Source organism: Pedobacter sp. SYSU D00535 (assembly GCF_017355855.1).
Classification (GTDB): Bacteria; Bacteroidota; Bacteroidia; order Sphingobacteriales; family Sphingobacteriaceae; genus Desertivirga.
On record NZ_JAFEWD010000011.1, the window covers coordinates 53,770 to 76,689 of the forward strand.

At 46.7% G+C, this 22,920-nt stretch carries 17 protein-coding genes and 1 riboswitch; of the genes, 10 read left to right on the top strand and 7 right to left on the bottom strand.

The genetic code is table 11. The features are described 5' to 3' along the window. Positions 1-142: 142 nt before the first annotated feature. From J4N23_RS17280 to J4N23_RS17290, 3 genes are all read left to right on the top strand, one after another. On the top strand, positions 143-961 hold the full coding sequence (locus J4N23_RS17280; protein WP_207429061.1) for an alpha/beta fold hydrolase: 819 nt from the start codon (positions 143-145) through the stop codon (positions 959-961). Beyond that, complete coding sequence (locus J4N23_RS21310) at positions 958-2,445, top strand: PAS domain-containing protein (RefSeq protein ID WP_207429062.1); 1,488 nt, start codon at positions 958-960, stop codon at positions 2,443-2,445. Before J4N23_RS17280 ends, J4N23_RS21310 begins: the two co-directional genes overlap by 4 nt. Before the next feature lie 565 nt (positions 2,446-3,010). Next, entirely contained in the window at positions 3,011-3,469 is a 459-nt protein-coding gene (locus tag J4N23_RS17290; RefSeq protein WP_207429063.1) for a hypothetical protein, read from the top strand. 155 nt (positions 3,470-3,624) lie between these two features. On the opposite strand, the gene J4N23_RS21315 is transcribed toward J4N23_RS17290, so the two are convergent. Continuing rightward, positions 3,625-3,873 carry a hypothetical protein gene (locus J4N23_RS21315; protein WP_370527296.1) on the bottom strand — a complete coding sequence of 83 codons (249 nt, stop codon included), beginning with the start codon at positions 3,871-3,873 and terminating at the stop codon, positions 3,625-3,627. Between J4N23_RS21315 and J4N23_RS17295 the strand changes: the two genes are divergently transcribed. Then, complete coding sequence (locus J4N23_RS17295; protein ID WP_370527295.1) at positions 3,760-5,481, top strand: MASE3 domain-containing protein; 1,722 nt, start codon at positions 3,760-3,762, stop codon at positions 5,479-5,481. The two genes, J4N23_RS21315 and J4N23_RS17295, sit on opposite strands and share 114 nt — an antisense overlap. Before the next feature lie 163 nt (positions 5,482-5,644). On the opposite strand, the gene J4N23_RS17300 is transcribed toward J4N23_RS17295, so the two are convergent. From J4N23_RS17300 to metE, 5 genes are all read right to left on the bottom strand, one after another. Beyond that, positions 5,645-6,160, bottom strand: a complete 516-nt coding sequence (locus tag J4N23_RS17300) for a hypothetical protein (RefSeq protein ID WP_207429065.1) — start codon at positions 6,158-6,160, stop codon at positions 5,645-5,647. 283 nt (positions 6,161-6,443) lie between these two features. Further along, a complete protein-coding gene (locus tag J4N23_RS17305; protein ID WP_207429067.1) occupies positions 6,444-6,920 on the bottom strand; it encodes a hypothetical protein in 477 nt (158 codons plus the stop codon). 132 nt (positions 6,921-7,052) lie between these two features. Then, positions 7,053-11,297: a two-component regulator propeller domain-containing protein gene (locus J4N23_RS17310; RefSeq protein ID WP_207429069.1), complete on the bottom strand. Its 4,245-nt coding sequence runs from the start codon at positions 11,295-11,297 to the stop codon at positions 7,053-7,055. Between the two features lie 84 nt (positions 11,298-11,381). Beyond that, complete coding sequence (locus J4N23_RS17315; RefSeq protein ID WP_207429071.1) at positions 11,382-12,338, bottom strand: methylenetetrahydrofolate reductase; 957 nt, start codon at positions 12,336-12,338, stop codon at positions 11,382-11,384. Positions 12,339-12,400: 62 nt separating this feature from the next. Next, the gene (metE, locus tag J4N23_RS17320; protein ID WP_207429073.1) at positions 12,401-14,701 is read right to left on the bottom strand and encodes a 5-methyltetrahydropteroyltriglutamate--homocysteine S-methyltransferase; all 2,301 of its coding nucleotides are present in this window, start codon (positions 14,699-14,701) and stop codon (positions 12,401-12,403) included. 138 nt (positions 14,702-14,839) lie between these two features. Next, positions 14,840-15,033: riboswitch (cobalamin riboswitch) on the bottom strand. A 178-nt stretch (positions 15,034-15,211) separates the two neighbouring features. Here metE and J4N23_RS17325 point away from each other — a divergent pair. Both J4N23_RS17325 and J4N23_RS17330 read left to right on the top strand, forming a co-directional pair. Next, the gene (locus J4N23_RS17325) at positions 15,212-15,673 is read left to right on the top strand and encodes an Lrp/AsnC family transcriptional regulator (RefSeq protein WP_207429075.1); all 462 of its coding nucleotides are present in this window, start codon (positions 15,212-15,214) and stop codon (positions 15,671-15,673) included. A 247-nt stretch (positions 15,674-15,920) separates the two neighbouring features. Continuing rightward, a complete protein-coding gene (locus J4N23_RS17330; protein ID WP_207429077.1) occupies positions 15,921-16,346 on the top strand; it encodes a nuclear transport factor 2 family protein in 426 nt (141 codons plus the stop codon). 125 nt (positions 16,347-16,471) lie between these two features. On the opposite strand, the gene J4N23_RS17335 is transcribed toward J4N23_RS17330, so the two are convergent. Further along, a complete protein-coding gene (locus tag J4N23_RS17335) occupies positions 16,472-20,173 on the bottom strand; it encodes a PAS domain-containing hybrid sensor histidine kinase/response regulator (protein WP_207429079.1) in 3,702 nt (1,233 codons plus the stop codon). Between the two features lie 175 nt (positions 20,174-20,348). Between J4N23_RS17335 and J4N23_RS17340 the strand changes: the two genes are divergently transcribed. The 4 genes from J4N23_RS17340 (at position 20,349) to J4N23_RS17355 (ending at position 22,920) form a co-directional block, all read left to right on the top strand. Continuing rightward, complete coding sequence (locus tag J4N23_RS17340; RefSeq protein WP_207429080.1) at positions 20,349-20,546, top strand: hypothetical protein; 198 nt, start codon at positions 20,349-20,351, stop codon at positions 20,544-20,546. Positions 20,547-21,135: 589 nt separating this feature from the next. After that, on the top strand, positions 21,136-21,999 hold the full coding sequence (locus J4N23_RS17345) for a helix-turn-helix domain-containing protein (RefSeq protein WP_207429081.1): 864 nt from the start codon (positions 21,136-21,138) through the stop codon (positions 21,997-21,999). A gap of 86 nt (positions 22,000-22,085) precedes the next feature. Then, on the top strand, positions 22,086-22,682 hold the full coding sequence (locus J4N23_RS17350; protein WP_207429082.1) for a short chain dehydrogenase: 597 nt from the start codon (positions 22,086-22,088) through the stop codon (positions 22,680-22,682). Positions 22,683-22,704: 22 nt separating this feature from the next. Further along, complete coding sequence (locus tag J4N23_RS17355; RefSeq protein ID WP_207429083.1) at positions 22,705-22,920, top strand: hypothetical protein; 216 nt, start codon at positions 22,705-22,707, stop codon at positions 22,918-22,920.

Consider the following 22,920-nt stretch of genomic DNA (forward strand, 5'->3'; position numbering starts at 1 on the left):
GAAACACAAAGGGAATTACACGTGCTCGTAACCTTTTTAATTCCGGACAGTAAAACAGTGCTCCGAGCCGCTGCCTGGAAGGTACGCGCGGGAATTACCGCTCTTACGATAACCTGTTTAACACACACTACTTAAAAGGGATATGCGAACGAGCAATGTCATAAAGAGAAACAACGTCAGTATCCGGGGAAACCTGGCAAGCCGCAGAACTATTGTTTTTGCGCATGGCTTTGGAACCGATCAGCAAGCCTGGCGGGATGTCCTACCACATTTCGAAGAGGACTACCGGCTCATACTATTTGATAACACTGGTGGGGGGAAATCTGATCTTGGTGCTTATGATACCAGGAAGTACGCATCCCTGGGAGGCTATACAAGCGACCTCATAGAGATTGCTTTGCACTTTGATCTCCGAAGGGCCATTTTCGTAGGACACTCAGTAAGCGGCATGGTGGGACTGATCGCTTCTATTGCCCGTCCGGAACTATTTTCCACCCAGATCCTGATTGGACCATCGGCGCGTTATCTTAATGACGAGGGCTATGTAGGAGGCTTCGAGCAGTCGGATCTGGACGGTCTGTATCAGGCCATTCAGGATAATTACTATGCCTGGGTAAGCGGATTTGCCAAATTGGCGATGCGGAATGACGATCGGCCGGAACTACAGCGGCAGTTTGCGGAGGGCTTATCCTCACTGCGGCCTGACATTGCCCTGGCAGTAGCGCGTTCTATATTTCAATCAGACTTCCGCCATATCCTACGACATATACCTACAAAGACTTTGCTCGTACATGCTAAAAATGATATTGCCGTTCCGGAAGAGGCAGCGCGCTTTCTGCATCAACAGATCAAGAACAGTAAACTGGTATTTGTAGATGCTGAAGGGCATTTCCCACACATCAGTGCGGCGCCGGAAGTAGCTCGATCGATAAAAGATTTTCTTTCAACTGCCACGCCGTGAAAGATATCGACTGGCAGCAAAAGAGCATCGGGTTCCTGACAGACCAGGAGCTATCGCCGTACTCTGGTCAACTGCCGGGCGCTGCCGCTCTAATCCAAAAACTCAAAGCCTATACTTCCGCCACGGCGGTACGCTGGCTCAGCAAAAAAGATGAGTTTTACACACAGTTGCTTTCGAGTGAAACCACAGACAAACAGCTCCTGGTGAACGATCCGTTCTTGACTAGGATCTGGAACTACCGGAAAATCAGCTTTCTACAAAGCCAACTTCCGGCCTGGTGGAAAGAAGAAGAGGTCCACCATTGGATAGCAATCCCGCTACAGGAAGGCCAGCATTTGAATGTCGTTCTCCTGGGGTATGTCGAGATTCCTCCCCAGGATGATCATTTTCAAACCTTTTTGCAAAGTATCCGCTTACGACTGATGGAGATTGCACAGGCGCAGCTGAAGCAGCTCCAGCTCGATCAACTAAAAATTCGCCTTAAAGGGATCCTCCAAAACATTGAACAGTCGATATTATTCCTTTCAGAAGAAGACTCCTACTGCTGGCTGAATCCGCAAGCGGCACGGCTCCTGAACATTGGGAAAGCTGCTCCCGACCCGGGCGATATCAGGAAAGCAATGCTGGATCTGAGGCAGCGGGCAGTAAACCTTGCTGAGATTGAACAACTTAGTTTTTCCGCCTTCGCGGCACAGGAACAGGATCTGAACTGGGTATATGACCGGCCTGATTTCCGGGTGCTGAATGTAAAATGCAGGAGGCTGGAATCGGAAGGTTTGCGGGGGGTACTATGGGTTTTTGAGGATATTACAGAAAAAGTACGGTCTGAAGAAACACTAAGGGAGAAAACAGCAGCCCTGGAACGGAGTAATGAAGAGTTGGCCTGGAGCAATGAGCGCTACGCTTTAGCTGCCAGAGCCACTAACGATGGATTGTGGGACTGGGATCTCACGCAAAACCGCGTGTACTGGGGGGAGGGCTATCACCGGACATTCGGGTTCCGGAAATCAGGGGATAACGATGCCAGATTTCAGAATATTCATCCGGAGGACCTGGCGGTGGTCAGACAATCCGTTGAGGAAGCAATCGCCGACAAAAATTGTTCAGACTGGAAGGCGCAGTATCGTTACTTTAATGCCAGAAACGGCACTTATTCCATCGTGAAAGATCAGGGCTTTGTAGTGCGCAACAGTCATGGAAAGGCGCTCCGCATGGTGGGATGCATGCAGGATATCACCTACCTGAAAGCACAGGAGCAGGAGATCCTGAAACAGAACAACCGCTTAAAAGCTATCGCCCGTATGAACTCCCACTTGGTACGAAAGCCAGTGGCAAATATCCTTGGGATTCTTTCCCTGTTCGAAACTGCAGAAAAAAAAGAGCTTAGCCTGCTCCTGAAAATGCTGAAGGAGTCGGGCAGGGAATTGGACGCAATGGTGCGTAAAATCGACGCAGAGACAAGGATAAGCGAAGAAGTAGATTGATCATCTCAAGTCTTAGCGGGGCATTTCGAAGAAGACACTGCTTGGGTCGAATATACGTAGAAACGACCCCCTTCCCCCTTCTAGTCTTAGCGTCCCGCTAAGACTTTTACAAATTCCCTGTCTAGCCTTCGTGTCGCTTAGGCTTTACTCATCTTATTTCACAAGGTCGTAGCGCGACGTTACGACCAGTACAAAAAAATTCTACGACCAGTACAGCGTCCCCTTCTAGTCTTAGCGTCTCGCTAAGCGCTCGCTGAGGCTTTTACTAATTACTCCTAAGGCATACAGACCAGTGATCCTAGGACGAATGCGTGAAAATCTGGTCATCGGATCAGAACGAACGTTCACTTTGCTCACACAATTATCCGTGTCGATATTTTTGTAACACTAGATACAAACCTCCGTATAAAAACCGACGGCATCCCGCAAAGGGAAGTTTTTTACCTAGTTTTCGCTCTTTCGCTCCTGTTCCAACGGATAAATAGCATGAAAATTGAACAGGTGCTCTTGAAAACGCTCAGCTTATTACCGAACCTGAAAATTGAAAAACCAGAGCACTAATACCATGGACTACCAAGTATTTATTAGTAAAAGAAAATCAGACCAAAAATCCAGAAGCGGCCTTACTACCGCCACAGTTGCCGTACTTGTTATCAGCATTTTTGTAACGGCAGTGTGGTTCTACCCGAGCACCTGGTCGTACATCTCCGGAGCTCTTTGTCTGACTGTAACCTTTGGCTACTTTATCCAGTCGCTGCGCGAGAAATACTTGTTCCTGGATATCAGGGAAGACACGATAAGCTACCATTGTCTGAATACGGAGGAGCTCGTTTGCCTGCAATGGGAAGACTTGTCGCGGATCAGCTCTAAGTTTTGCACAATACTTCTTCATACAAAGTCTGGCGAAAGACATGCTATCGATCTGATGATGCTGGATTACCAGGCTCGTTTCCGCTTAAAGGACCGTATTAAACAAAACTGCAAAAAGTATGGAATCGAGGTATCTCCATGCATGGAGTTTTAAAGTCTGAGACTGACAAGAAAAGGCAATGTAAAGGGAGCGTTCTGTTCCCCCGCTGTCGCCTCACATCCATTCGTTCAAGTCTACCGCCTAGGATAAAATTTGTCTACCTAAACATTTGCTGTTAATTGTACTACTTATCCCCTTAAGTATTATTTTTACTCATCAAAAATCTCATTTCCAACAATTACCGCACCGCCTACGTATTTCTTATTCTGGTGCTTATTTTTTCGGTGAGCCTTGCTGAGAGCTACCTGCTTTTTCATACTCTGGTGGAGCTGTTTTCTATTGTTATTACCTATGCCCTCTTTATCATTACCTGGAATGCCCGGAAGACGATTCAAAACCAATACCTCTACTTTGTAGGGATTGCCTATCTGTTCGTGGGTTTTTTGGATTTGCTTCACACCCTCACGTATAAAGGGATGAATATCTTCACAGGAGCGCATTTTTACGCCAATCAATTCTGGATTGCCACACGGTTCCTGGAGGTAGCGACGCTCCTGGTCGCCTTCCGCTTCCTCAATAGCAGGCAACGTCTGCACGGTGACCTTATTTTACTGATCTATGCCTGTATCACCGCAGGAATTATTCTGTCTATCCTACACTTCAAAGTCTTTCCAGCCTGCTATATAGAAGGATACGGACAGACTGATTTTAAAATTTATGGGGAGTATGTGATTATCGCAATGCTGGTGGTGGCGGTATTCATTCTGCACAGGAAACGAGAACACTTTAAGGGCGGTACCTATCATCTCCTGCTGGCGTCTCTTATTTTTACCATTATCAGCGAGTTTTGCTTCAGCCTGTATATCTCCAATTACGGATTGTCCAATCAGATTGGCCATTATGCCAAGCTCGTATCCTTTTTCCTGATTTACAAGGCAAACGTAGAAACGGGATTTACGAAGCCGACGCAGTTATTGTTCGATTCTCTGTCCAGAGACGAACAAAAGTATCGCACATTAAGTGAGAACCTGCCTGAGCTGATTGTCCGCTTCAACTCAGATTTGCAATGCATTTACGTGAACCGCAGCTTTCAAAGCTTTGTCCCTGATCTCCCTCCCCTCAGTCAGGGTCAGGTCTTTTGTGATCAACTTTTCCCCGGCCCCCTGTACGATACAGCTCTCAGACTCCTTCAAGAGGCCAGGCAGTCGGGCGCCAAACAGGAGAGTCAGCTGGATCTCGAGATTGAAGGCCGTGCTGCTCATCTACTCCTAACAGTGATCCCTGAAACCAGTGCAGATGGCAGGGAGAAAAGTTTTCTGGTAATAGGTTATAACATTACCCGGCAACATGCTGCGCATCTGGAGCTTCAGGAATTGAATAAAGCGAAAGACAAGCTTTTTTCTATCATTGCACACGATCTTAAAAACCCCTTTACTTCGATTCTCACTACCACCGAGTTGCTGAGTAAGAGTGGCCTCGGAATGAGCGCGGAGCGACTGGGAAGCTTCCTGAACATCATTCATAAAAGTGTAAGAGAAAGCCATATTTTGCTTACAAATCTGCTGGAATGGGCTCGTATGCAAACCGGTGCGCTAGAGGCAAAACCGGAAAAGCTATCCGTTCACAACCTATTGTTGATCGCCAGACAAACCCTGGAATCGGTAGCTCTTACCAAAGGGATTACTATAATGACAGAAATCGACAGGGAAGCGCTAGCCTATGCAGACGAACAGATGGTGCAGACCATTTTGCGAAATTTGCTCTCGAACGCAATAAAGTTCAGTCCCATTGGCTCCCAGGTACTTTTGAAAGCGGAAACTGAGGGGAACTTCATATCCATTTCCGTAATTGACCGAGGCATGGGAATACCACCAGATGTAGTCGAAGCTATTTTATCCAACTCCCAGCTTGTCCCCGCAACAGGTACAGCCAATGAGCTCGGAACCGGCCTGGGACTCACACTCTGTAAAGAAATGACAGAAAAAAACGGCGGAAAACTAAAAATAGACAGCAAGACAGGGAAAGGAAGCACCTTCAGCTTCAACATCCCCATCTTCAGCGCCTAATATTCAAACAAGCACTCCCCGAGCCATATTGCCCCATCTATACGACCGAAATTCCGGATCGAGTGCACCTCGACCCATGTATTAACCTGGCAGCCCAATGGGCGGTCGTCGCTTGATGCGATAAAAGCAGGGAACCTGAACATGCACTGCCTCTATGGATCCTTCACCGCATCTTTTTCTTCCTCAGTGCGAGCGGAGTTACCATGATATTGACACTGCCGGTATTGGGGAGGAGCTCTTTATTATTGAACTTGATCTGCGGATTTAGAGTCAATTTAAACCTGTGGAATCCTATTCCAAAATAGGGGGCGAGGCGGAGGGAGCCACGATTAAAATTGGTGTAGTAGATCATCTCGCCGCCGATTGTAAACAGGCTCAGGCTCAGGTAGCCTCCTGCTTTCGGGCCCCAGATAAACCGTTCGGTATTCAACCCGAATTCGTTGGAAAAGTAGTAGGAAGAGCTAACCGGATGACGATAGCTGCTGTAAGCAGATCGCATGATGCCCAGTTCTGCCAGGTGATAATTTTTGGAATCAGCGTCACTGAAATTATAATTATATCCAACGATAACTCCCACCTCGCTGGAGATACTCTGTTGTGAAGAAGCTCCTTCTTGTGCACTCACCAAGTTGATTAGTGAGAATAGGAGTATCAGCAGGGTGATTTTCTTTGTCTTCATGATACTGGCGAAGTACTGTAACCAAATTTAGCATTTCTGACTTACTTCTAATCCACAACGAAATTCCACGACTTTGCTTCCTGGACCCAGTCATTTACATAGACGTTGAGCCTTCAAAGAGTTCATTGAGAGAGGATGGCCTGGCTTATGGAATGGCCTATTTCTGCATGTTCCTTTCTCTTCAGGGCCTAGTCTGAATAGCGGAAAAAACGCTCACTACGGTCCTGAAAAACAAAAAAGCCGCGGTGGTTATCCGCGGCCCTTATCAATAAATTAAATGCTCTTAGTCCTGCCCCTCCACTATTTTAGCTTCAAATTTCCCTTCCGTGATTTCTTTAACTGTTTCGCCGGCATTGGTAAGGCGGCCGCTGAAAGTTCCTTTTACTTCGTTGTTAGTCGATGCAGTTACTTTGATGACACCTTCGGTAGCCCAGAACGAGTTGGTAGGGGTATTCCCATTAATATATCCGATAGTCACGTGGTCGTTCTCCACTTCATAGTCGCCGGTTCCGTGGAAATCTTCTATGGCAATCACCATCGTTTCATCGTCATCGATGGATCCATAGATGGCAATGTCTCCCTCGTCTTTCACTGCAAATAAATGCGTGCTAGTCTTGGCGGCACCGTCAATTTTGTAAGTCATTTTGGTAGACCTTATGTCCTCTTCACTATCTACTTTTTCAACATTATCCTTTTTACAGGATACAGCAGTAATACCGAACAGACCCATTAACAAGAGTGCAGATGTAATTTTTTTCATGGCTTTAAATTTTTAATTTTCTTATTGCCATACGAGAGCTGACAGCAAGACATTACCATGAAAATGATTTTTTTTTATATGGGTCAGGCAGAGGACCAATGCTTTCGTCAAGTCCCGGGCCTGATCCTGTCCTCAGACCGAAGTTCCTATCTTATCTGCGGTCTTTTTCAAAAGGTCTATCAGGTTCTCCAGCCTGATGGGTTTGCTGATATATTCATTCATTCCCGCGGCCAGGCAAGTTTCCCGATCTTCCGGTAGCGCGTTCGCTGTCATTGCAATAATTTCAGGTTGCTTTGGCAGGCTGGCTCTGATTTTCCGCGTAGCCTCCAGCCCGTCCATTTCGGGCATCAGCATATCCATCAAAATAAGATCATATCCTTTCTGCTCCATCATCTGAACGGCTTCTTTGCCGTTGTTCGCTATTTCGGCCTGGTAACCCAGCTTACTTAGTACCCGCAGGGCTAGCTTTTGATTAATCAGGTTATCTTCCGCTATCAGGATATCAAGCGGGTGGGCCACCGCAAAGTTTTCGGAAAGGATATTCGGTTTCGTGTTCGGCTCCTGCTCAGGTCGGGAAGTCTCTTTCAGCTCCATCTGAACTGTCCGGATGAGCTGATGCTGTTTCACCGGCTTCGACAGGACTGAATTGAATAACTCCGGATACTTTGTTCTGCTTTCATCCCCAACTGAGCTTAACAACATGATCGGAATCTGCGGCAACTTAAACTTAATCGCTTTAGCCAAGCCTACCCCATCTATTTCTGGCATATGCATGTCAGAGATAATTAGATGAAAGCCCTGGTCTTGCGACAATATGGAGAGGGCTTCTGGTGCGGATGAGGCAGACACCACTTCCAGCTTCAACAATTCAAGCTGCGTGCGCAGGATAAGTAAATTCGTTTGATTATCATCAACGATCAGCACCCGTTTTCCTTCCGCCGTACTGTTCAGACTTATAAACTGAGGGACGGCATTCTCCCCAGCCCTGGTTTTAATAATAAAATGAAATATCGTACCTACACCTACTTCGCTGCTTACCTGGATCTCGCCTCCCATTAGTCCTACCAAACGCTCACTGATTGCCAGACCGAGCCCGGTGCCTCCATACTTTCTGGTAGTAGAAGAATCTACCTGCGAGAAAGCCTTAAACAACTTCGAAAGCTTGTCTTCCGGAATTCCAATACCCGTGTCTCTCACTTCAAACTGCAGCAGAATATCGCCATCTTTCATGTTCTCCAGCCTGAGATTAACGAACACTTCTCCCTGGTTGGTAAACTTCATCGCATTACCCGCCAGGTTGATCAGGATCTGTCGCAATCGCAAGCTATCACCGATAATGGTTAGTGGGAGACGGTTATCAATTTGATACAGCAGGTCAATGCCTTTTTCAGCGGCCTTCCCTGCAAACACATCCATTACATCTTCCACACACTGCCTGAGGTCGAAACTGCGCTGCTCAATCTCCATGTTGCCCGATTCAATCTTGGAGAAATCCAGGATATCGTTTATCACGCCCATGAGGGCATCGCCGGAGGTATTAATTACCTTCACATACTCTTCCTGCTCCTGATCGAGTTTGGTTTGGGCCAGCAAGGAGGCCATCCCGATCACTCCGTTCATGGGGGTCCTGATTTCATGGCTCATGGTAGCCAGGAATACGCTCTTTGCCTGATTCGCCTGCACCGCATCTTCTTTAGCCAGCTCCGCCTCCTTACGTTTCTCATTAAGCTGGTTGTTCAGTACCTGCAGATGTTCGGACTGCGACTGCAGCTCTTCGGCTTGGGTCTGGAGTTCTTCCGCCTGGGTCTGAAGCTCCTCCGTCTGCTGCTGTAACTCGTCGTTCAACTGCAACAGCTTCTTTGACTGCTCCTCTATTTCATGCGTCCGCTCCTGCACCTGCCGCTCAAGCAGCTGCTGCTGCCGTTTATATCTGTTCACTCTATGTCTGTAGAAGCCAATGCACAGCGCAAGAATGCTTAGTAGGACTGCCCCCCTGAACCACCAGGTCATCCAGAATGGAGGAAGGATTACGATCCGGAGAGAAGCACCGGCTTCGTTCCAAACCGCATCGTTGTTGGAAGCTTTCACCCTGAACACATACTCTCCGGGATTGAGATTGGTATAAGTAGCATTTCTCACTGCACCTACATAACTCCAATCTTTGTCAAATCCCTCCATCTTATAGGCATACTGATTTTTTTCAGAACCTGTGAAATTGAGTGCGGCAAACTCAAATGAGAATACCGACTGATCGTAGGAAAGGACGATTTCCTTTGTTTCTGAGATTTCTGCTCTTAAGGGAGAGTTAGGGCTGCTATATAAAACGGGTTTGTTGAAAATCTGAAAGCCGGTAATATAAACGGGAGGGAGTACAGGGTTTACTCTGATCCTGTCCGGGAAAAAACTCACCATCCCTTCGGCGCCACCAAAAAACATTTCGCCTTTGGAATTTTGAAAAAAGGCGCCTAACCGGAACTCGTTCTCACCGCCCGCAGTAGTTTCATAGATATTACACTTTTTCGTTTCCGGGTTAAATCTTGCAAGCCCTTTACCGGAGCTTATCCAAAGCATTCCCCTGCTGTCTTCCAGGATGCCGAATAGGATGTCGCTGGGAAGTCCATCTTTTTCAGTAAACCGGCTAAAGGTTCGGTCGTGCGGGTTGAAAAGGTTCAATCCTCCTCCTCCTGTTGCTATCCAGATACGTCCTTTTTTATCCTCGTGGATACAGTGTATCAGGTTATTGCTTAAACTCTTATGATTATCCTTCTCGTTTAAAAAGATTTGGAACTTTTTGCTGCGGGCACCCAGATAAATCAATCCTTTCTGTGTCCCCGTCCAGGTGTTTCCTTTGGAGTCAATCCGGAACGCATAGACTTTATCGAGGTCTTTATTATTAGTTTTAGAGTGTACAAACTTCTTAGTACTCCGATTATAGTACAATATCCCTTTGGTGGTCCCAAACCAGAGATCACCTTTTTTATCTTTAAATATTGTGTTTACGGTAGCCGGCCTGCGGCTTTTCTCGAAATTATCGAAAGGATGATGGCTGAAGGTACGCGTACGTCTGTCATAAAAGTCGATACCACCTCTGAAATAAGCAAATACCAACGTATCAGCTCCCAGATCGGTGATAGCATACATCTTATTGCTGGCTGGACTATTCTTACTATCACCACTCTTCACCACACTGTATCTATTGTTTCTTCGGTCAAGCTTATTAAGCTCTTCCCCCTCTGTCCCGAGCCACAAAACTCCCTGTGCATCCTCGAAAATACTTCTCACCAGGTTGCTGCTAAGTGAGTTGGATTCAAGTGGGTCATGACTGTATAAGTCAAATTTATTGGCATGCTTTGAAATGAAAAGTACGCCGCCTGAATGCGTTCCCAACCAGGTATTTCCAATTTTATCGGTATAAATACTCCGGATCGTTTTGTCGCTAGGAGTAAGAGGATGAGACGTGAAGGTACTGGTTGCAGGATCGAAGATACAAAGTCCCCTGGTATCGGTACCCATCCATATCCTTCCTTCCCGGTCGCAGTTGAATGATATAATATCATTATGTGAAAGAGAAGAGACGTCTCCTTTAATATGTCGGTAGTTCCTGAACCCTTTCGTTTGACTATCGTACACCGATATCCCTTCATCCCGTACAGCGGCCCAGATGTTCCCTTTTTTGTCTTTTATAAGCGTCTTAAGAAAATTTCCGCTGATCGAGGCAGAATCATTGGGATCGTGACGGAAATAGGTGATGCGCCGGCTTTTCGGATCGAGGTTGATCAGTCCGTCACCTGCTTTAGCCAGCCAAAGTTCCCCGTTTATTCCCTCCTCGATCCTGGTAACTTCCTTATAGATGGCCCCGTTTATTCTTTTAGGTTGTTTTGTAAAATTTTGGAATGTCCCTCTTTCTGTGTAAAGGAACAAGCCCTTAGTGGTCCCCACCCATAGCTTTCCTTTGCTGTCCTGAAAGAGATCTCTTACGATCACATCTTCTCCAAACCTGTCAAAATGGGTAAAGGTAGCAGAGTTACGATTAAATCGATCGAGGCCCTTATTCGTCCCTATCCACAAGTTCCCCTGACGGTCCTCGAGAATATCGTTTACTTGATTATCACTGATCGAAGTGCTATCGGAAGCCTCATTTTTAAATACGAGAAATTTATATCCGTCGTACCGGTTCAGCCCGTTCCTTGTACCAAACCACATAAAACCCTTACTATCCTGCAGCATACACTGCACGATATTCTGCGACAAGCCGTTCTTCGCGGATATCCTGTTGAAGCTTAAATCAGAAGGCTGTCCCCATACAAAAAAGGGTACCAGCAGAAGCAATTGAAAAATACGAACGAGAATGGTTCTCAGAATATCAGAAAATAGCATTAAGTGTGACCTTAGGTAAATACCTATACGGCAGCCCTCGAAAAAGGTTACCCCCCCACAGATTCCTGTTCCCGTAACTCTTCCTTATATGGCGCCTGCTAGTTGGCCACGCTTCCTCAATCCCCTGGCTGACAGCATATTGCTTACCTCCCTGGCCATGAAAACGGAGGCCTCTATTTCCTCTTTCCGGATGGCCACGCTCTCAATATTAAAGCCAAAGGGAATATCGCGTTCGATACAAAAATCGGTCAGCACGGAGGCAATATTCAGACAAATCTCAACCGACTTCTCCAGCATCCGGTCTGATTTTTTAAGCTCTTCTTTCAGGCCTTCCGGCACGTGAATACCCAGCCATTCCATAAAGTGGAGGGTTTTTGCCGAGCCACAAGCTGCTAGGGTGAAAATAACGGTAGGGCTTTTTTGGTCCAGCCGGTGACAGCGAGCCTTCAGGTCTTCGATCACCTGCTTCGCGTAGTCGATATTGAAGATACATTGTGAAATGAAGTAGGATACGCCGCAGCTCATTTTATCGAGCATCCGCAGATCCTCGTCTTTAAGTACCTCATGCCTTTCAGGGATGGTAACGGCACCAATAACTGAGTTCTCCTGGTGCCTGCTCCATAGCTGGTAGGCTTGGGCCAGACTTGTTTTTACCTGGTAATCCGGTGCAGGAACGCCCACAAAAACAGGGTAGAACCGGTGCTGCTCCAGCTCTTCCAGCCAGGCAACCAGCTCCTCCTGGGTATATTTTCCGGCTGGGCGGTAAATGATTTTCGGGACCTCTAAGGCATTCAAATAGCGGGAAGCAAAGTGGAAAGGGTCATGCGCATTGATAAATGGGAAGGGCCTTTCTTCTTTGGTCCGAGCCGATTCATCCTGCACGTCGTATACCACCAGGGCATCGATATCCAAAGCAGACAAACGGCCAATGGTTTTCTCAGCAATCTCTGCCAGACGCTCGGCGGAAGTCTCTGCCTTCGGAGGGGTAATGCCATAAAGGAGCAATCCTGACTCTCCGGATTTAATTTTTTCTGTAAACATGAATTAACGAACTCGTTTATAAAATCAGGAACCGCGGGAATAAGCCGCAGTTCCCGGTTAGTCTAAATTGATGGCCCTATTTCTTCCCGCGCCTGCCGCGCTGCAGTGATCATGTTCACCAGCGCTGCTTTTGTCTCCGGCCATTTACGTGTCTTCAGCCCGCAGTCGGGGTTTACCCATAAATGCCGTACAGGCAGTAAGCTAGCCGCCTTTTTTAAAAGAGACACCATCTCCTGAACGCCTGGTACCCGCGGTGAATGAATATCGTACACTCCGGGCCCGATCTCATTTGGATATTTGAAATCTGCGAACGCTTCCAATAATTCCGTCTGCGATCTTGAGGTCTCAATCGTGATCACGTCGGCATCCATTGCTGCAATATGTTCGATGATATCGTTAAACTCGCTGTAGCACATATGCGTGTGAATTTGCGTCTGATCCTGCACCGCACTGGCTGCGATCCTGAATGCCTGCACTGCCCAGTTCAGATAAGAGGCTTGCTTTGCTTTGCGTAAGGGCAAACCCTCGCGGATAGCCGCCTCATCGATTTGGATGATACCGATGCCTGCCTGTTCCAGTGCAGCCACTTCATCACGGATGGCCAGTGCAATCTGCTGCGTAGTCTGCTCCCGCGGCTGGTCATCGCGCACAAAAGACCATTGCAGAATGGTTACCGGACCGGTGAGCATTCCTTTCATTGGCTTTTCAGTTTGTGCCGCTGCAAAGGTCGCCCAACCGACCGTCATATCCGCCGGCCTGCTTACGTCGCCATAAATTACCGGCGGTTTCACACAGCGGCTTCCATAACTCTGCACCCAGCCATTTTTGGTAAAGAGGAAGCCATCCAGCTGTTCTCCGAAGTATTCGACCATGTCATTGCGTTCAAACTCGCCATGGACCAGCACATCCAACCCAATCTCCTCCTGCCAGCGGATCGCCTCGATTGTGGCTTGTTCTATCGCGGCCTGGTATTCTTCTTCGCTGAGCTCCCCCTTTTTCAACCGGGCTCGCAGTCCCCGAATATCGTCTGTCTGCGGGAAAGAACCAATAGTGGTGGTTGGAAATAGCGGAAGTTGAAAGCGCTCGTGCTGCAGCTGCTGGCGCACAGAAAAAGTACTTTTCCGGCGTGTATCGGTTTCTGTAATGGCCGCTACCCGGTCCTTTACCTCCTGGCGATGCACTTTTTGAGAGGACCGCCTGCTCTCGATTGCCCTTTTATTCGCCAGCAGCGGAGCCTCCTCTCCCGCCGCAATCTGCTTCAGGTCCCGGAGTTCCCACAATTTCTGCTTTGCGAAGGCCATCCAGTTTTTCACTTCCTCGTCGAGGCCGGTTTCAAGATCGAGATCAATGGGGCTATGCAGCAGGGAACAGGAAGGAGCAAGGAGCAGACGGTCCGTCCCCAGCTGACGGGCTGCCCGTTGGATAAGCTCCAGCGAGCGCTCGTAATCGTTCTTCCACACGTTGCGCCCGTCAACCAAGCCCAGAGAAAGGTGCAGGCGATCAGGGATCAGGGCGAGTACCTCATCCAGTTGTTCTGGAGCACGAACCAGATCGATATGCAGGGCCTGAACGGGCAGCGTAAGCGCCAGTTGTGTATTAGGTCCCAGTCCCTCAAAATAGGTCGCTACCAACAGTTTCTCCCCGTCGACCTCCTTCGCGATAGTCGTATAGGCATAGGTAAAGGCTTCCTGTTCTTTTGGAGACAAATCCAGCACAAGAGCCGGTTCATCCAGCTGGATCCAGACAGCACCCTGCTCTTTCAGTCGCTGGATAATTTTGACGTATACCGGAACCAGCTTATTAATCAGATCGATGCGCTCAAAGCCAGGCTCCTTCTCTTTACCCAGCAACAGGTAGGTGACGGGGCCGGGCAGTACCGGCTTGGCTTTTTCTCCAAGGCGCGCTTTCGCCCGGTCAAATACAGCGAACAGCTGCTGGCTAAAAATGCTGAACTCCTGATCTGCCCGGAATTCGGGCACCAAATAGTGATAATTGGTATCCAGCCATTTAGTCATTTCCATAGCGGTGATGTCGAGACCATCCTTTTGGTAGCCACGAGCCATGGCAAAGTAGAGGTTCCGCTCCTTGTCCGGAGTCAGGTTGGAGAGCAAGGGCGAGTAGCGTTCCGGTATCACTCCCAATAGCAGGCTGGTGTCCAGTACATGATCATAGAAGCTAAAGTCGTTGCAGGGAATCAGGTCAACACCCGCGTCCAGCTGGGTTTGCCAGTTTTCTTCCTGGATGGCGATGGCCAGCTCATTCAATTCCTGATGGCCGATTTTGCCTGCCCAAAATTGCTCTGAGGCTTTCTTTAGTTGTCGTTGGCTACCAATCCGCGGGTAGCCGAGGTTTTGCGTCAGCATTTCTCTTTAAAAATTTGGTGAAAAATTAGTTGCTAAAGCACTCGCTAAACTTTGAGGCCTCAGGGAACAAGGCACACGCTGGCCTTGGCAGACAAAATTCCCGCCAGGAGTCGGACCAGCCTGCTTTATTCCGCGAAAGCTTTTCCATTGAAAAAAGGCAGGTCTCCTGGCTCATAACAGTGCAGCCATCCTTCCCATCTGCCCGCGGGCAGACAGTGGATATTTGGCGACTGACACCTGGTGGTTACTTACAGTTGCGCGACAGCCCGTGATTTTCACACGATTCCCTTTTCATCCCGATCTCTCAGGACACCTTCTCCTTGATGGAAGTATAGAAAGAACTCAATAAATAGCTCATTATGAAGAACTAATTACTTCGCAAAGTTAGAAAGAGAAACTTTAGATCTGATGAAAGCAAGAAAATCAGCATAAAAAATCTAAATCTTGAAAAATAGAAGTATTTTATACTTTTGCCGAATATGATTTAAATACCTGAAAGAAATTTATTCTATGGAAGCACCCGATACAATTGACCTGGCCTTACTCAAATTACTGGGGGAGAATTCAAGCCTCACGATCAAAGAACTTGCCGCTAAGGTGAACCTCTCGCCTTCGCCTGTCTTTGAAAGAGTAAAACGATTAGAAGCAAACGGCTATATCAAAAAGTACATCGCTGTAATTGATGCAGAAAAACTAAATTATGGACTGATCGTATTTTGCAATATAAAGCTCAAACAACACGACAAGAAAATCGGCCACGAGTTTGTAAGCGACATCCTGCGCTTAAACGAAGTGGTAGAATGTTATAATATTTCCGGCGACTATGACTTTCTTCTCAAGGTGTATGCAAAGGACATGAAACACTATCAGGACTTCGTCTTCAACAAACTGGGGGCGGTGAGAAGTATCGGAAGTACCCATAGTACCTTTGTAATGTGTGAGAACAAAAATTCATACAACATTAATTTATAGGGGAACGGAACATCTTCTAACCCAATAGCCCTCTCTTTTCCTGTCTTCTATCGCTATTCCATCACGCCGAAGCCAGCTTTCCTAACTAATCGAAGCGGTGAAAATCCTCCCCTGAAAAATTCACCGATTTCTTCCGGCAGTTCACCGAGAAGCTTCTCCCTCCCACCTAATTGTCCTTCTTCAGCCTTCCGCCGCGCCCTACCTTTGATTCATCAAAACGAAACAAAACATTTAAAAAATAAAAGACATGAAAACACTAACTACTATCGCCGCCGCATTTTTGATGATCATTTCTTTAAGCTCATTCGCTGCAGACAGGTCTTCTGAAAACAAATCCAGTATCGAATACGGAGTGAAGAAATATGTAAGAGCAATTACCATGGGAGAGACAGAAGGATTGGAAGATGTCTTGAGCCAATCGCTTACTTACCGGTTTGCCCGTGGCAATGAAGTGAAAAGCTTTGGAAAAGCGGATTTGATGAAGTTTATGAAAGAAGCTGGAAAAGCAGAACAAAACTGCTCCACTGCTTACCAGATATTAGAAAGCGAATCAGGTGAAAGCATTGTACTGATAGACCAGAAGTACGCAGACTTTACCAAACTGACCCGCCTTACCCTTCAGCAGGGAAAAGACGGCTGGGAAATTAGCAAAATTGCAAGCTGGTTTGAATAAAACAACTGCTCTCCAAGCTAGGCCTAGATGAAGAGCCGGACTATTTGTCCGGCTCTTTTATTTTCTCGTCCAACCATCTGGCTGTTTCTCTTAAAGGGGAAGTCCTGCTCCTACCGCATCCATTTTTAGTAAGACCCAATTTGCGACCTGCCCGCAGAGATTTGCAGCAGGATTGCCACAAAATCTTCTAGTTTAAATGGTTTCGAAAGATAGCCATCCATTCCAGCTTCGATGCAACTGTTTTTGTCTTCAGCAAATGCATTCGCTGTCATCGCTACGATTCTTGGCTGAGCTCCATTTTGCTCCCGAATTCTCCGTGTCGCTTCAAGCCCATCCATTTGCGGCATGAGCAGATCCATGAGGATCAGGTCGTATTGCGTCCCCTCAATCAACTCCAGTACTTCCAACCCGTTATTAGCGACACCTGGATGGTAACCCAATTTATTCAATACCCGTACCGCTAGCTTTTGATTGATCAGGTTATCTTCGGCTAGGAGGATGTTTAAAGGATTTCTGGCGGCAAAGGTTTGATCCAGCGTATAGTTCTCCGGCTCCAACTCCCGTATTGCAGCATCCTTCTTTTCTTCTACGACCTGTAACAGCAACTGGTACAGGGCACAGGGCTTTAGCGGCTTGCTTAGGTAAGCGTTCACAGCTTTTCCCAACTCTTCATCTAAAACTTCGCCTCCGCTGCTCATCAGGATAACCGGGCAATGATTAGAAATTTCTTTTAAACGGATGCAAGGCGACTCGGCCTTTTTCATCATTGAATGGTCGATAAGCAGCCAATGGAACTTGCTTTGATCTTTCAGCAAGTGAGCAGCAACTTCTAAGGAAGATGCAACGACGTTTTCTACCCCCCAGTGATTCAATTGGTATTGAATGGTGTTTAATCTCCCGGCTGCATCATCACAGATGAGTACCCTTTTTCCTTTTAGCGGACTGGTTGTGTCAAGCAGAATCCCCTTACTTTGCGCTAGTTTAGCAACAATATTAAACCGGAAGGAGGAGCCTCTACTGTATTCTGATTCGACCGAGATGTTTCCACCCATCAGGCCTACCAGTCGCTGGCTTATTACTAAGCCTAGCCCCGTCCCGCCATACTCCCTTGTGGTAGAGGAATCAACTTGAGAGAATGCTTTGAACAAGCGCTCTAGTTTATCTTTCGGAATACCGATACCGGTATCCTGAACCTCGAAGGCCAAATGAACCCTATCGTCTTCCACTTGCCCGATGTTTACTTTTACAAATACTTCTCCTTTCCTGGTGAATTTAAGGGCGTTGTTCACTAGGTTGATCAACACCTGCCGTAACTTTAGCGGATCGCCCAACAGCATCTTTGGAATTCGATGATCTACCTGATAAAGCAGGTCAAGCCCCTGACTATGCGCTTTGCCTGCAAGCAGATCCATTACCTCTTCAATACAGCGGCGAAGATCAAAATCTATCTGTTCGAGTTCCATCTCCCCGCTTTCGATTTTAGAGAAGTCAAGCACATCATTGATGATTGACAGCAAAGCCTCCGAGCTGGACCGAATAACCTCGGCGTATTCCTTCTGCTCGGTATCCAGCTTCGTTTGCTGCAATAGGCTGGACATCCCGATCACTCCATTCATCGGCGTCCTGATCTCGTGGCTCATGGTTGCCAGAAAGACGCTTTTAGCCCGGGTTGCTCTTTCAGCTGCTTCCATGGCCTCTACAGCCTTTACTCTTGCACGGGATTCCTGCTCCTTTTGCTGCGTCAGTTCAGCGTTCAGCAGCTGCAAACTTTCAGACTGGGCATGCAGTTCTTCTGCCTGACCCTGCAATTGCTGGTTCATCTCGATCAGTGCCTCTGCTTGCTTCTGTATGGTTTCAACAAATCTCTTCTGCTGTGTCACATCTTTGGCGATGGAGTAGACCCCAAGAACCTGATCATCCACCACCACCGGGATGCGCTTGATGTCCAGATCCACCTGTTTTCCATTGGGTAGCCGCATCTGTCCCTCGAAATTATTTGGAGTACCAGCTACAGCTTCTGAGAAAGAGCGATGGGCCTTCTCACTAAACTCGGGCACCGAAAACTCCGATATGTGTCGGTTCAGCACCGCTTCTTTCGGAACCCCATAAAGGCTGGTAACTGCCGGATTGATGTCTAGTATATTTCCCTTCGGGTCCTGAAAATATACCAAGTCCTGGTTATTCTCAAACAAGGTCTTGAACTGCTTCGTACTACGCTGGAGCAGCAAATTGCTGTGAACCCGCTCCGAAACATCTCTCGAGCTTAAAGCTATTGCAGCAATGGCTGGGTTCCCCAGGTGATTAGTAGCCACCGTCTCCATCCAGATGTAATTGCCCATCCCTGTCTTATAACGGAACAACGTCGTCTGAGCCTCCTTACTCTTTAAAACGACAGACCAAAGCGTTGTGACCTTTGAAATATCATCGGGGTGGATAAGCTCAAAAGCATTGCGGCCTAAAAGCTCCTCAACCTCATAACCGATTACCCGCTTATTATTCCCACTGCTATAGATAAAGTTCCCCTCACTACTGAGTAGTGCAAAAACATCAGAACCCTGCTCTACCAAGGTCTTAAATAATTCCTCTTTCTTTTTAATTTCAGATCGGGTCTTGGTAACCTGCAGCAAGGCTTGATGCACGGCCAATTCCTTTTTTTTACTGTCGTTAATATCTTGGATGACACCCCGAATGGCACCAATATCGCCATTTTGGTCCTTCACTGCCTCTCCTTTCAACTGAATCCAGATTTTACGCTCCTTATAGGTGAACATCTGCACCTGCAACTCGAACGGCTCACCGGTTGCAGCGCATTTGTTGAAGTGGCTTAGTACCATGTCCCGGTATTCGGGGGCATAACTATTAATAGCGCTATTGAAACTAAGTCCCTCTGCGTCCAGTTCACGGATGGCTAGTGCTTCTTTAGTCCACGAGGTTTTGAGATCCGGAAGACTCACTTCCCAGCCTCCTACCCGCGCGAGCCGACCGGTTTCCCGTAAAAGGAACTCTGACATCTCCAGGTCCTTTCTTTTTTGTTCCAGGTCGCTTGAGATCTTTTTCCTGTTGTCGTCAATCCTGTTCAGCAGCCTCGCGTAATTAAAAAGCTGTACCGAGCTAATAAGTGTCACCGTTGCTACCATCAGGGTAATCCCGTCTTCTACGTGATACAATTCATACCTCTCTCCGTAGAGCCTCGCCATACCAACTGCAAGAGGAATGATCATTGCCGAAGGAAAAACTCTTCTTGCTAGCAGGCCGCCTAGGCTCCTACTGAACACCCCTTCTATAAAGCCTTCCCTCCGGCTCTGCCAAAGTAAAAAGTAGGATAGTAAGAGGAGTGCCAAACTAAAAACCAACGATGAGGTATTTTGAGGCAGGATCGAGATGGAGCGCAGGTGCAACAAAAAACCCTCCAAAGTTAGCAAGCTTAAGTAAAAGGAAAGCAGAAGTGCAGCTTGATAACATTTTACCGACCGGAAGAATGCCTGCGACAACAAGGCGCAGGAAATAACTATCAAATTTATCGGCAGTAGCAGACTGAGGTAATTGCTTTCGAAACGAAAAAAATCCGACGCTCTGACATTCATTTCGATAGAGCCACCCGACCAAGCCAGAGTTACAAGAAGAACTATCCAAAAGGGAATTATCTTGTTTAGAAACTTTAGCAAAGGCTTCAGCTTCTCCGTATCAAAAACATAGGTACTCAGCATCGCAAAACAAAGCAGATATACCAGCTCAGCCGGCATAGTCCCGGGCCTAAGTACAGCAAGCACTGCAAGAACGAGTGCAAGGGCGGTAGATAAAAATTTTGAAATTGTAGGTAGTGTCACTTGTCCCCCGTTATATCTAATCTCACAAATAATTTTAGGCTACGAAAACCTGAACAGAATGTTACAGTAAGACAGAGAAAAGAAGGTCTTAAAGCGGCTGGGGTTGAGCACAATTTAATTCAACTTCCTTCGGCAAACTCAGTGTTTATGTTTTCAATTTATCTTGCCGCTGCAAATGATTAAAATACTAACCTTCGCGCATTCGGTGCAGATCCAGAAATGGCTAGCAACAGCTCCCTCAATGCCATTGATTTCAGGCAAGTCCAATTCAAATAACTTTTTGTCCTACTCTTGGGTAGGCCCCGGAAATACTTTTGCTCCATCAATTAATCTCAATAACATGCGAGCAAACGCTAAAACAGGATTGTACTAGGTGTGATTTTCCTGTACACAGAGACGTCTGACCAATCGGTCGACACCATTACTGCTAAAGGTCTTACAAGCCGGGGTCATCTAAACGCCTATTTTAACTCCTTCATTAGGCTAGTTGGTACTGCTTTCAATTACGAAAGCTCCAATGGTGATCTAGTTGACTATAAGAAGCGGATTCTGGCGCAAGCGCAAGTGTAACGTCCCCGGCTATTCTCACTCCAAGTTTCTCGATGGCATCAGAGTTATATATGATTATGAAAGGCGGAAAGTTAAAAGCTAATCCAATAACCGGCAATGAGACAACCCTGACAGAATGCATGCGATAGAACTACCTATACTTGCCCGTTGTCATGTCGGAAAATTCATGCTAATGTCGACCACTCATACTTGGGCCTCATTTTATGCTCGGGGTCAATCCGTTTATTTACAGCTCTATAATCTGTAGATCAGAGTTAGTACCAAGGGACTTACCTATTGCGGTTTATAAAATGATACTTGCGGCCAGGCTGATTCGAAAAGGTATAACTTCTACTCACTCAGTCAGCAGGAGTATTTGTCAGAAACTGATTAATTTTTGTGATATTACAACCATGAAGACTATCCCTGTCAGACAAATTCGAGCTTCCTTCATGGAAGAGGTTTCTCCTGAAAGGTTTAATATCCGCATGCTGGAGGAGGTTGTCGGCACTAAAGACTTACTCCATCAGCTGCATAGACATGATTTTTACTTTGTTCTAGCGGTAAAAGAGGGAAGCGGCACTCATGAGATCGACTTTGCATCTTATCCGGTTCAAAGCAATTCACTTTTCTTTATTAAGCCCGGGCAAGTCCATCAGCTTGAGTTAAAAGCAGGTTGCAGCGGCTATCTGATGGAATTCAATAAAGAATTTTATCATCCGATAAACAAGTCGAAAATCCAGCGCTTAAGAAAGGCCAGCAGCAATAACTTCTACCAGCTCAATAGCGACAACTTTGACCGACTGTGTTTGCTATTGAAGTATCTCTTCGACGAGTATACAGCCAGGCAGGAGAGTTATCAGGATAGTATCAAAGCAAACCTGGATATTTTGATGATAGAGCTTGTGCGACTGGAACGTGCGGCTGCAATATCATTAGGCGGAGCTTCACTTTACACGCAGGAGCGATTGGATGACTTTTTTGAGTTACTTGAAAAGAACATCACCGCTTATAAGCAAGTTTCTCAATACGCGGATCTGATGAACCTGTCCCCATTTCAACTAAATGAAATTACCAAGGCAACGGTAGGCAAGACTTCATCGGAGCTAATAAACGAACATATTATTCTTGAGGCGAAACGGCATTTGCTGGCCACCCCCAACCAGGTTAAAGAAATAGCGGAGCTTTTGGGCTACGAAGATGTTTCCTACTTTATCCGTTTCTTCAGGAAACACACGGGATACTCGCCGGAAGCCTACCGATTAAAATCGAGGTAAATCCTGTTTAACTGAGTATTTGTCCTATCCTTCGGTTCCTGCTGAAAATACCTTTGTATCATACAAAAGGTTAATAAAATCGAAAGATGAGAATTATAATCGTCGGTGCATCAGGCACGATGGGCAAGCACTTAAGCAGTGCCTTTGAGAAGGAACATGAAGTAATTAGAGCAAGTTCAAAGAGCGGCGATATTCAGGTAGATATCACGTCCACCAGTTCTATTGGGAGTATGTATGAACGAGTCGGCGCTTTCGATGCGCTCATCTCCACAGCAGGCCCCACTTATGTTGGTCCATGGAAAACCCTAAATGACAAAGCCTTCAGAAAGGGTGTGGAGGGAAAAATGAAGGGGCAGATCAATTTGGTACTCATTGGTCAACACTATATCAATCCCAAAGGGTCATTTACCTTAATTTCAGGAGCTTTAACCTACGAGCCTCAGTTGAACTTTGCCAATGCATCTGCGGCAAACGGAGCAATCGAAGGATTTGTAAAGGCCGCGGCGATTGAGCTTGAAAATGGCATTCGAATCAACGCAGTAAGCCCTACGGTTATTGAAAGTTCCCCCCAATACTTTCCATTTTTTCCGGGTGATGTTCCTGTAACCATGCTGGAACTGGAATATGGCTTTCGAAAAAGCGTCTTTGGCGCTAATACCGGTCAGATTATAAAACTTTATTAAGATAAAACCCATGATTTCAAAAATGAAACTGATTGCGTCCTTAAAGATTTGGATCGTGATCTATCCTTCCATCAACTTGTTTCATTATATTTTCGGGGAACAGCTATCCATTCTACCCCTCTATATAAGAACATTTTTATTAACCATTACGCTTGTTCCCTGGATGGTTTTTGTAGGCTTACCCCTGGCCGATAATATCCTTCGTCTTCTTCAGCGAAAAAGCAACAGGAATAGATAA

Excerpts from the sequence above, each read along its gene's own strand:
- J4N23_RS17280 (WP_207429061.1), top strand. The coding sequence starts at position 143 with ATGCGAACGAGCAATGTCATAAAGAGAAACAACGTCAGTATCCGGGGA.
- J4N23_RS17290 (WP_207429063.1), top strand. The coding sequence starts at position 3,011 with ATGGACTACCAAGTATTTATTAGTAAAAGAAAATCAGACCAAAAATCC.
- J4N23_RS17300 (WP_207429065.1), bottom strand. The coding sequence starts at position 6,160 with ATGAAGACAAAGAAAATCACCCTGCTGATACTCCTATTCTCACTAATC.
- J4N23_RS17305 (WP_207429067.1), bottom strand. The coding sequence starts at position 6,920 with ATGAAAAAAATTACATCTGCACTCTTGTTAATGGGTCTGTTCGGTATT.
- J4N23_RS17310 (WP_207429069.1), bottom strand. The coding sequence starts at position 11,297 with ATGCTATTTTCTGATATTCTGAGAACCATTCTCGTTCGTATTTTTCAA.
- J4N23_RS17315 (WP_207429071.1), bottom strand. The coding sequence starts at position 12,338 with ATGTTTACAGAAAAAATTAAATCCGGAGAGTCAGGATTGCTCCTTTAT.
- metE (WP_207429073.1), bottom strand. The coding sequence starts at position 14,701 with ATGCTGACGCAAAACCTCGGCTACCCGCGGATTGGTAGCCAACGACAA.
- J4N23_RS17325 (WP_207429075.1), top strand. The coding sequence starts at position 15,212 with ATGGAAGCACCCGATACAATTGACCTGGCCTTACTCAAATTACTGGGG.
- J4N23_RS17330 (WP_207429077.1), top strand. The coding sequence starts at position 15,921 with ATGAAAACACTAACTACTATCGCCGCCGCATTTTTGATGATCATTTCT.
- J4N23_RS17340 (WP_207429080.1), top strand. The coding sequence starts at position 20,349 with ATGATTAAAATACTAACCTTCGCGCATTCGGTGCAGATCCAGAAATGG.
- J4N23_RS17345 (WP_207429081.1), top strand. The coding sequence starts at position 21,136 with ATGAAGACTATCCCTGTCAGACAAATTCGAGCTTCCTTCATGGAAGAG.
- J4N23_RS17350 (WP_207429082.1), top strand. The coding sequence starts at position 22,086 with ATGAGAATTATAATCGTCGGTGCATCAGGCACGATGGGCAAGCACTTA.
- J4N23_RS17355 (WP_207429083.1), top strand. The coding sequence starts at position 22,705 with ATGAAACTGATTGCGTCCTTAAAGATTTGGATCGTGATCTATCCTTCC.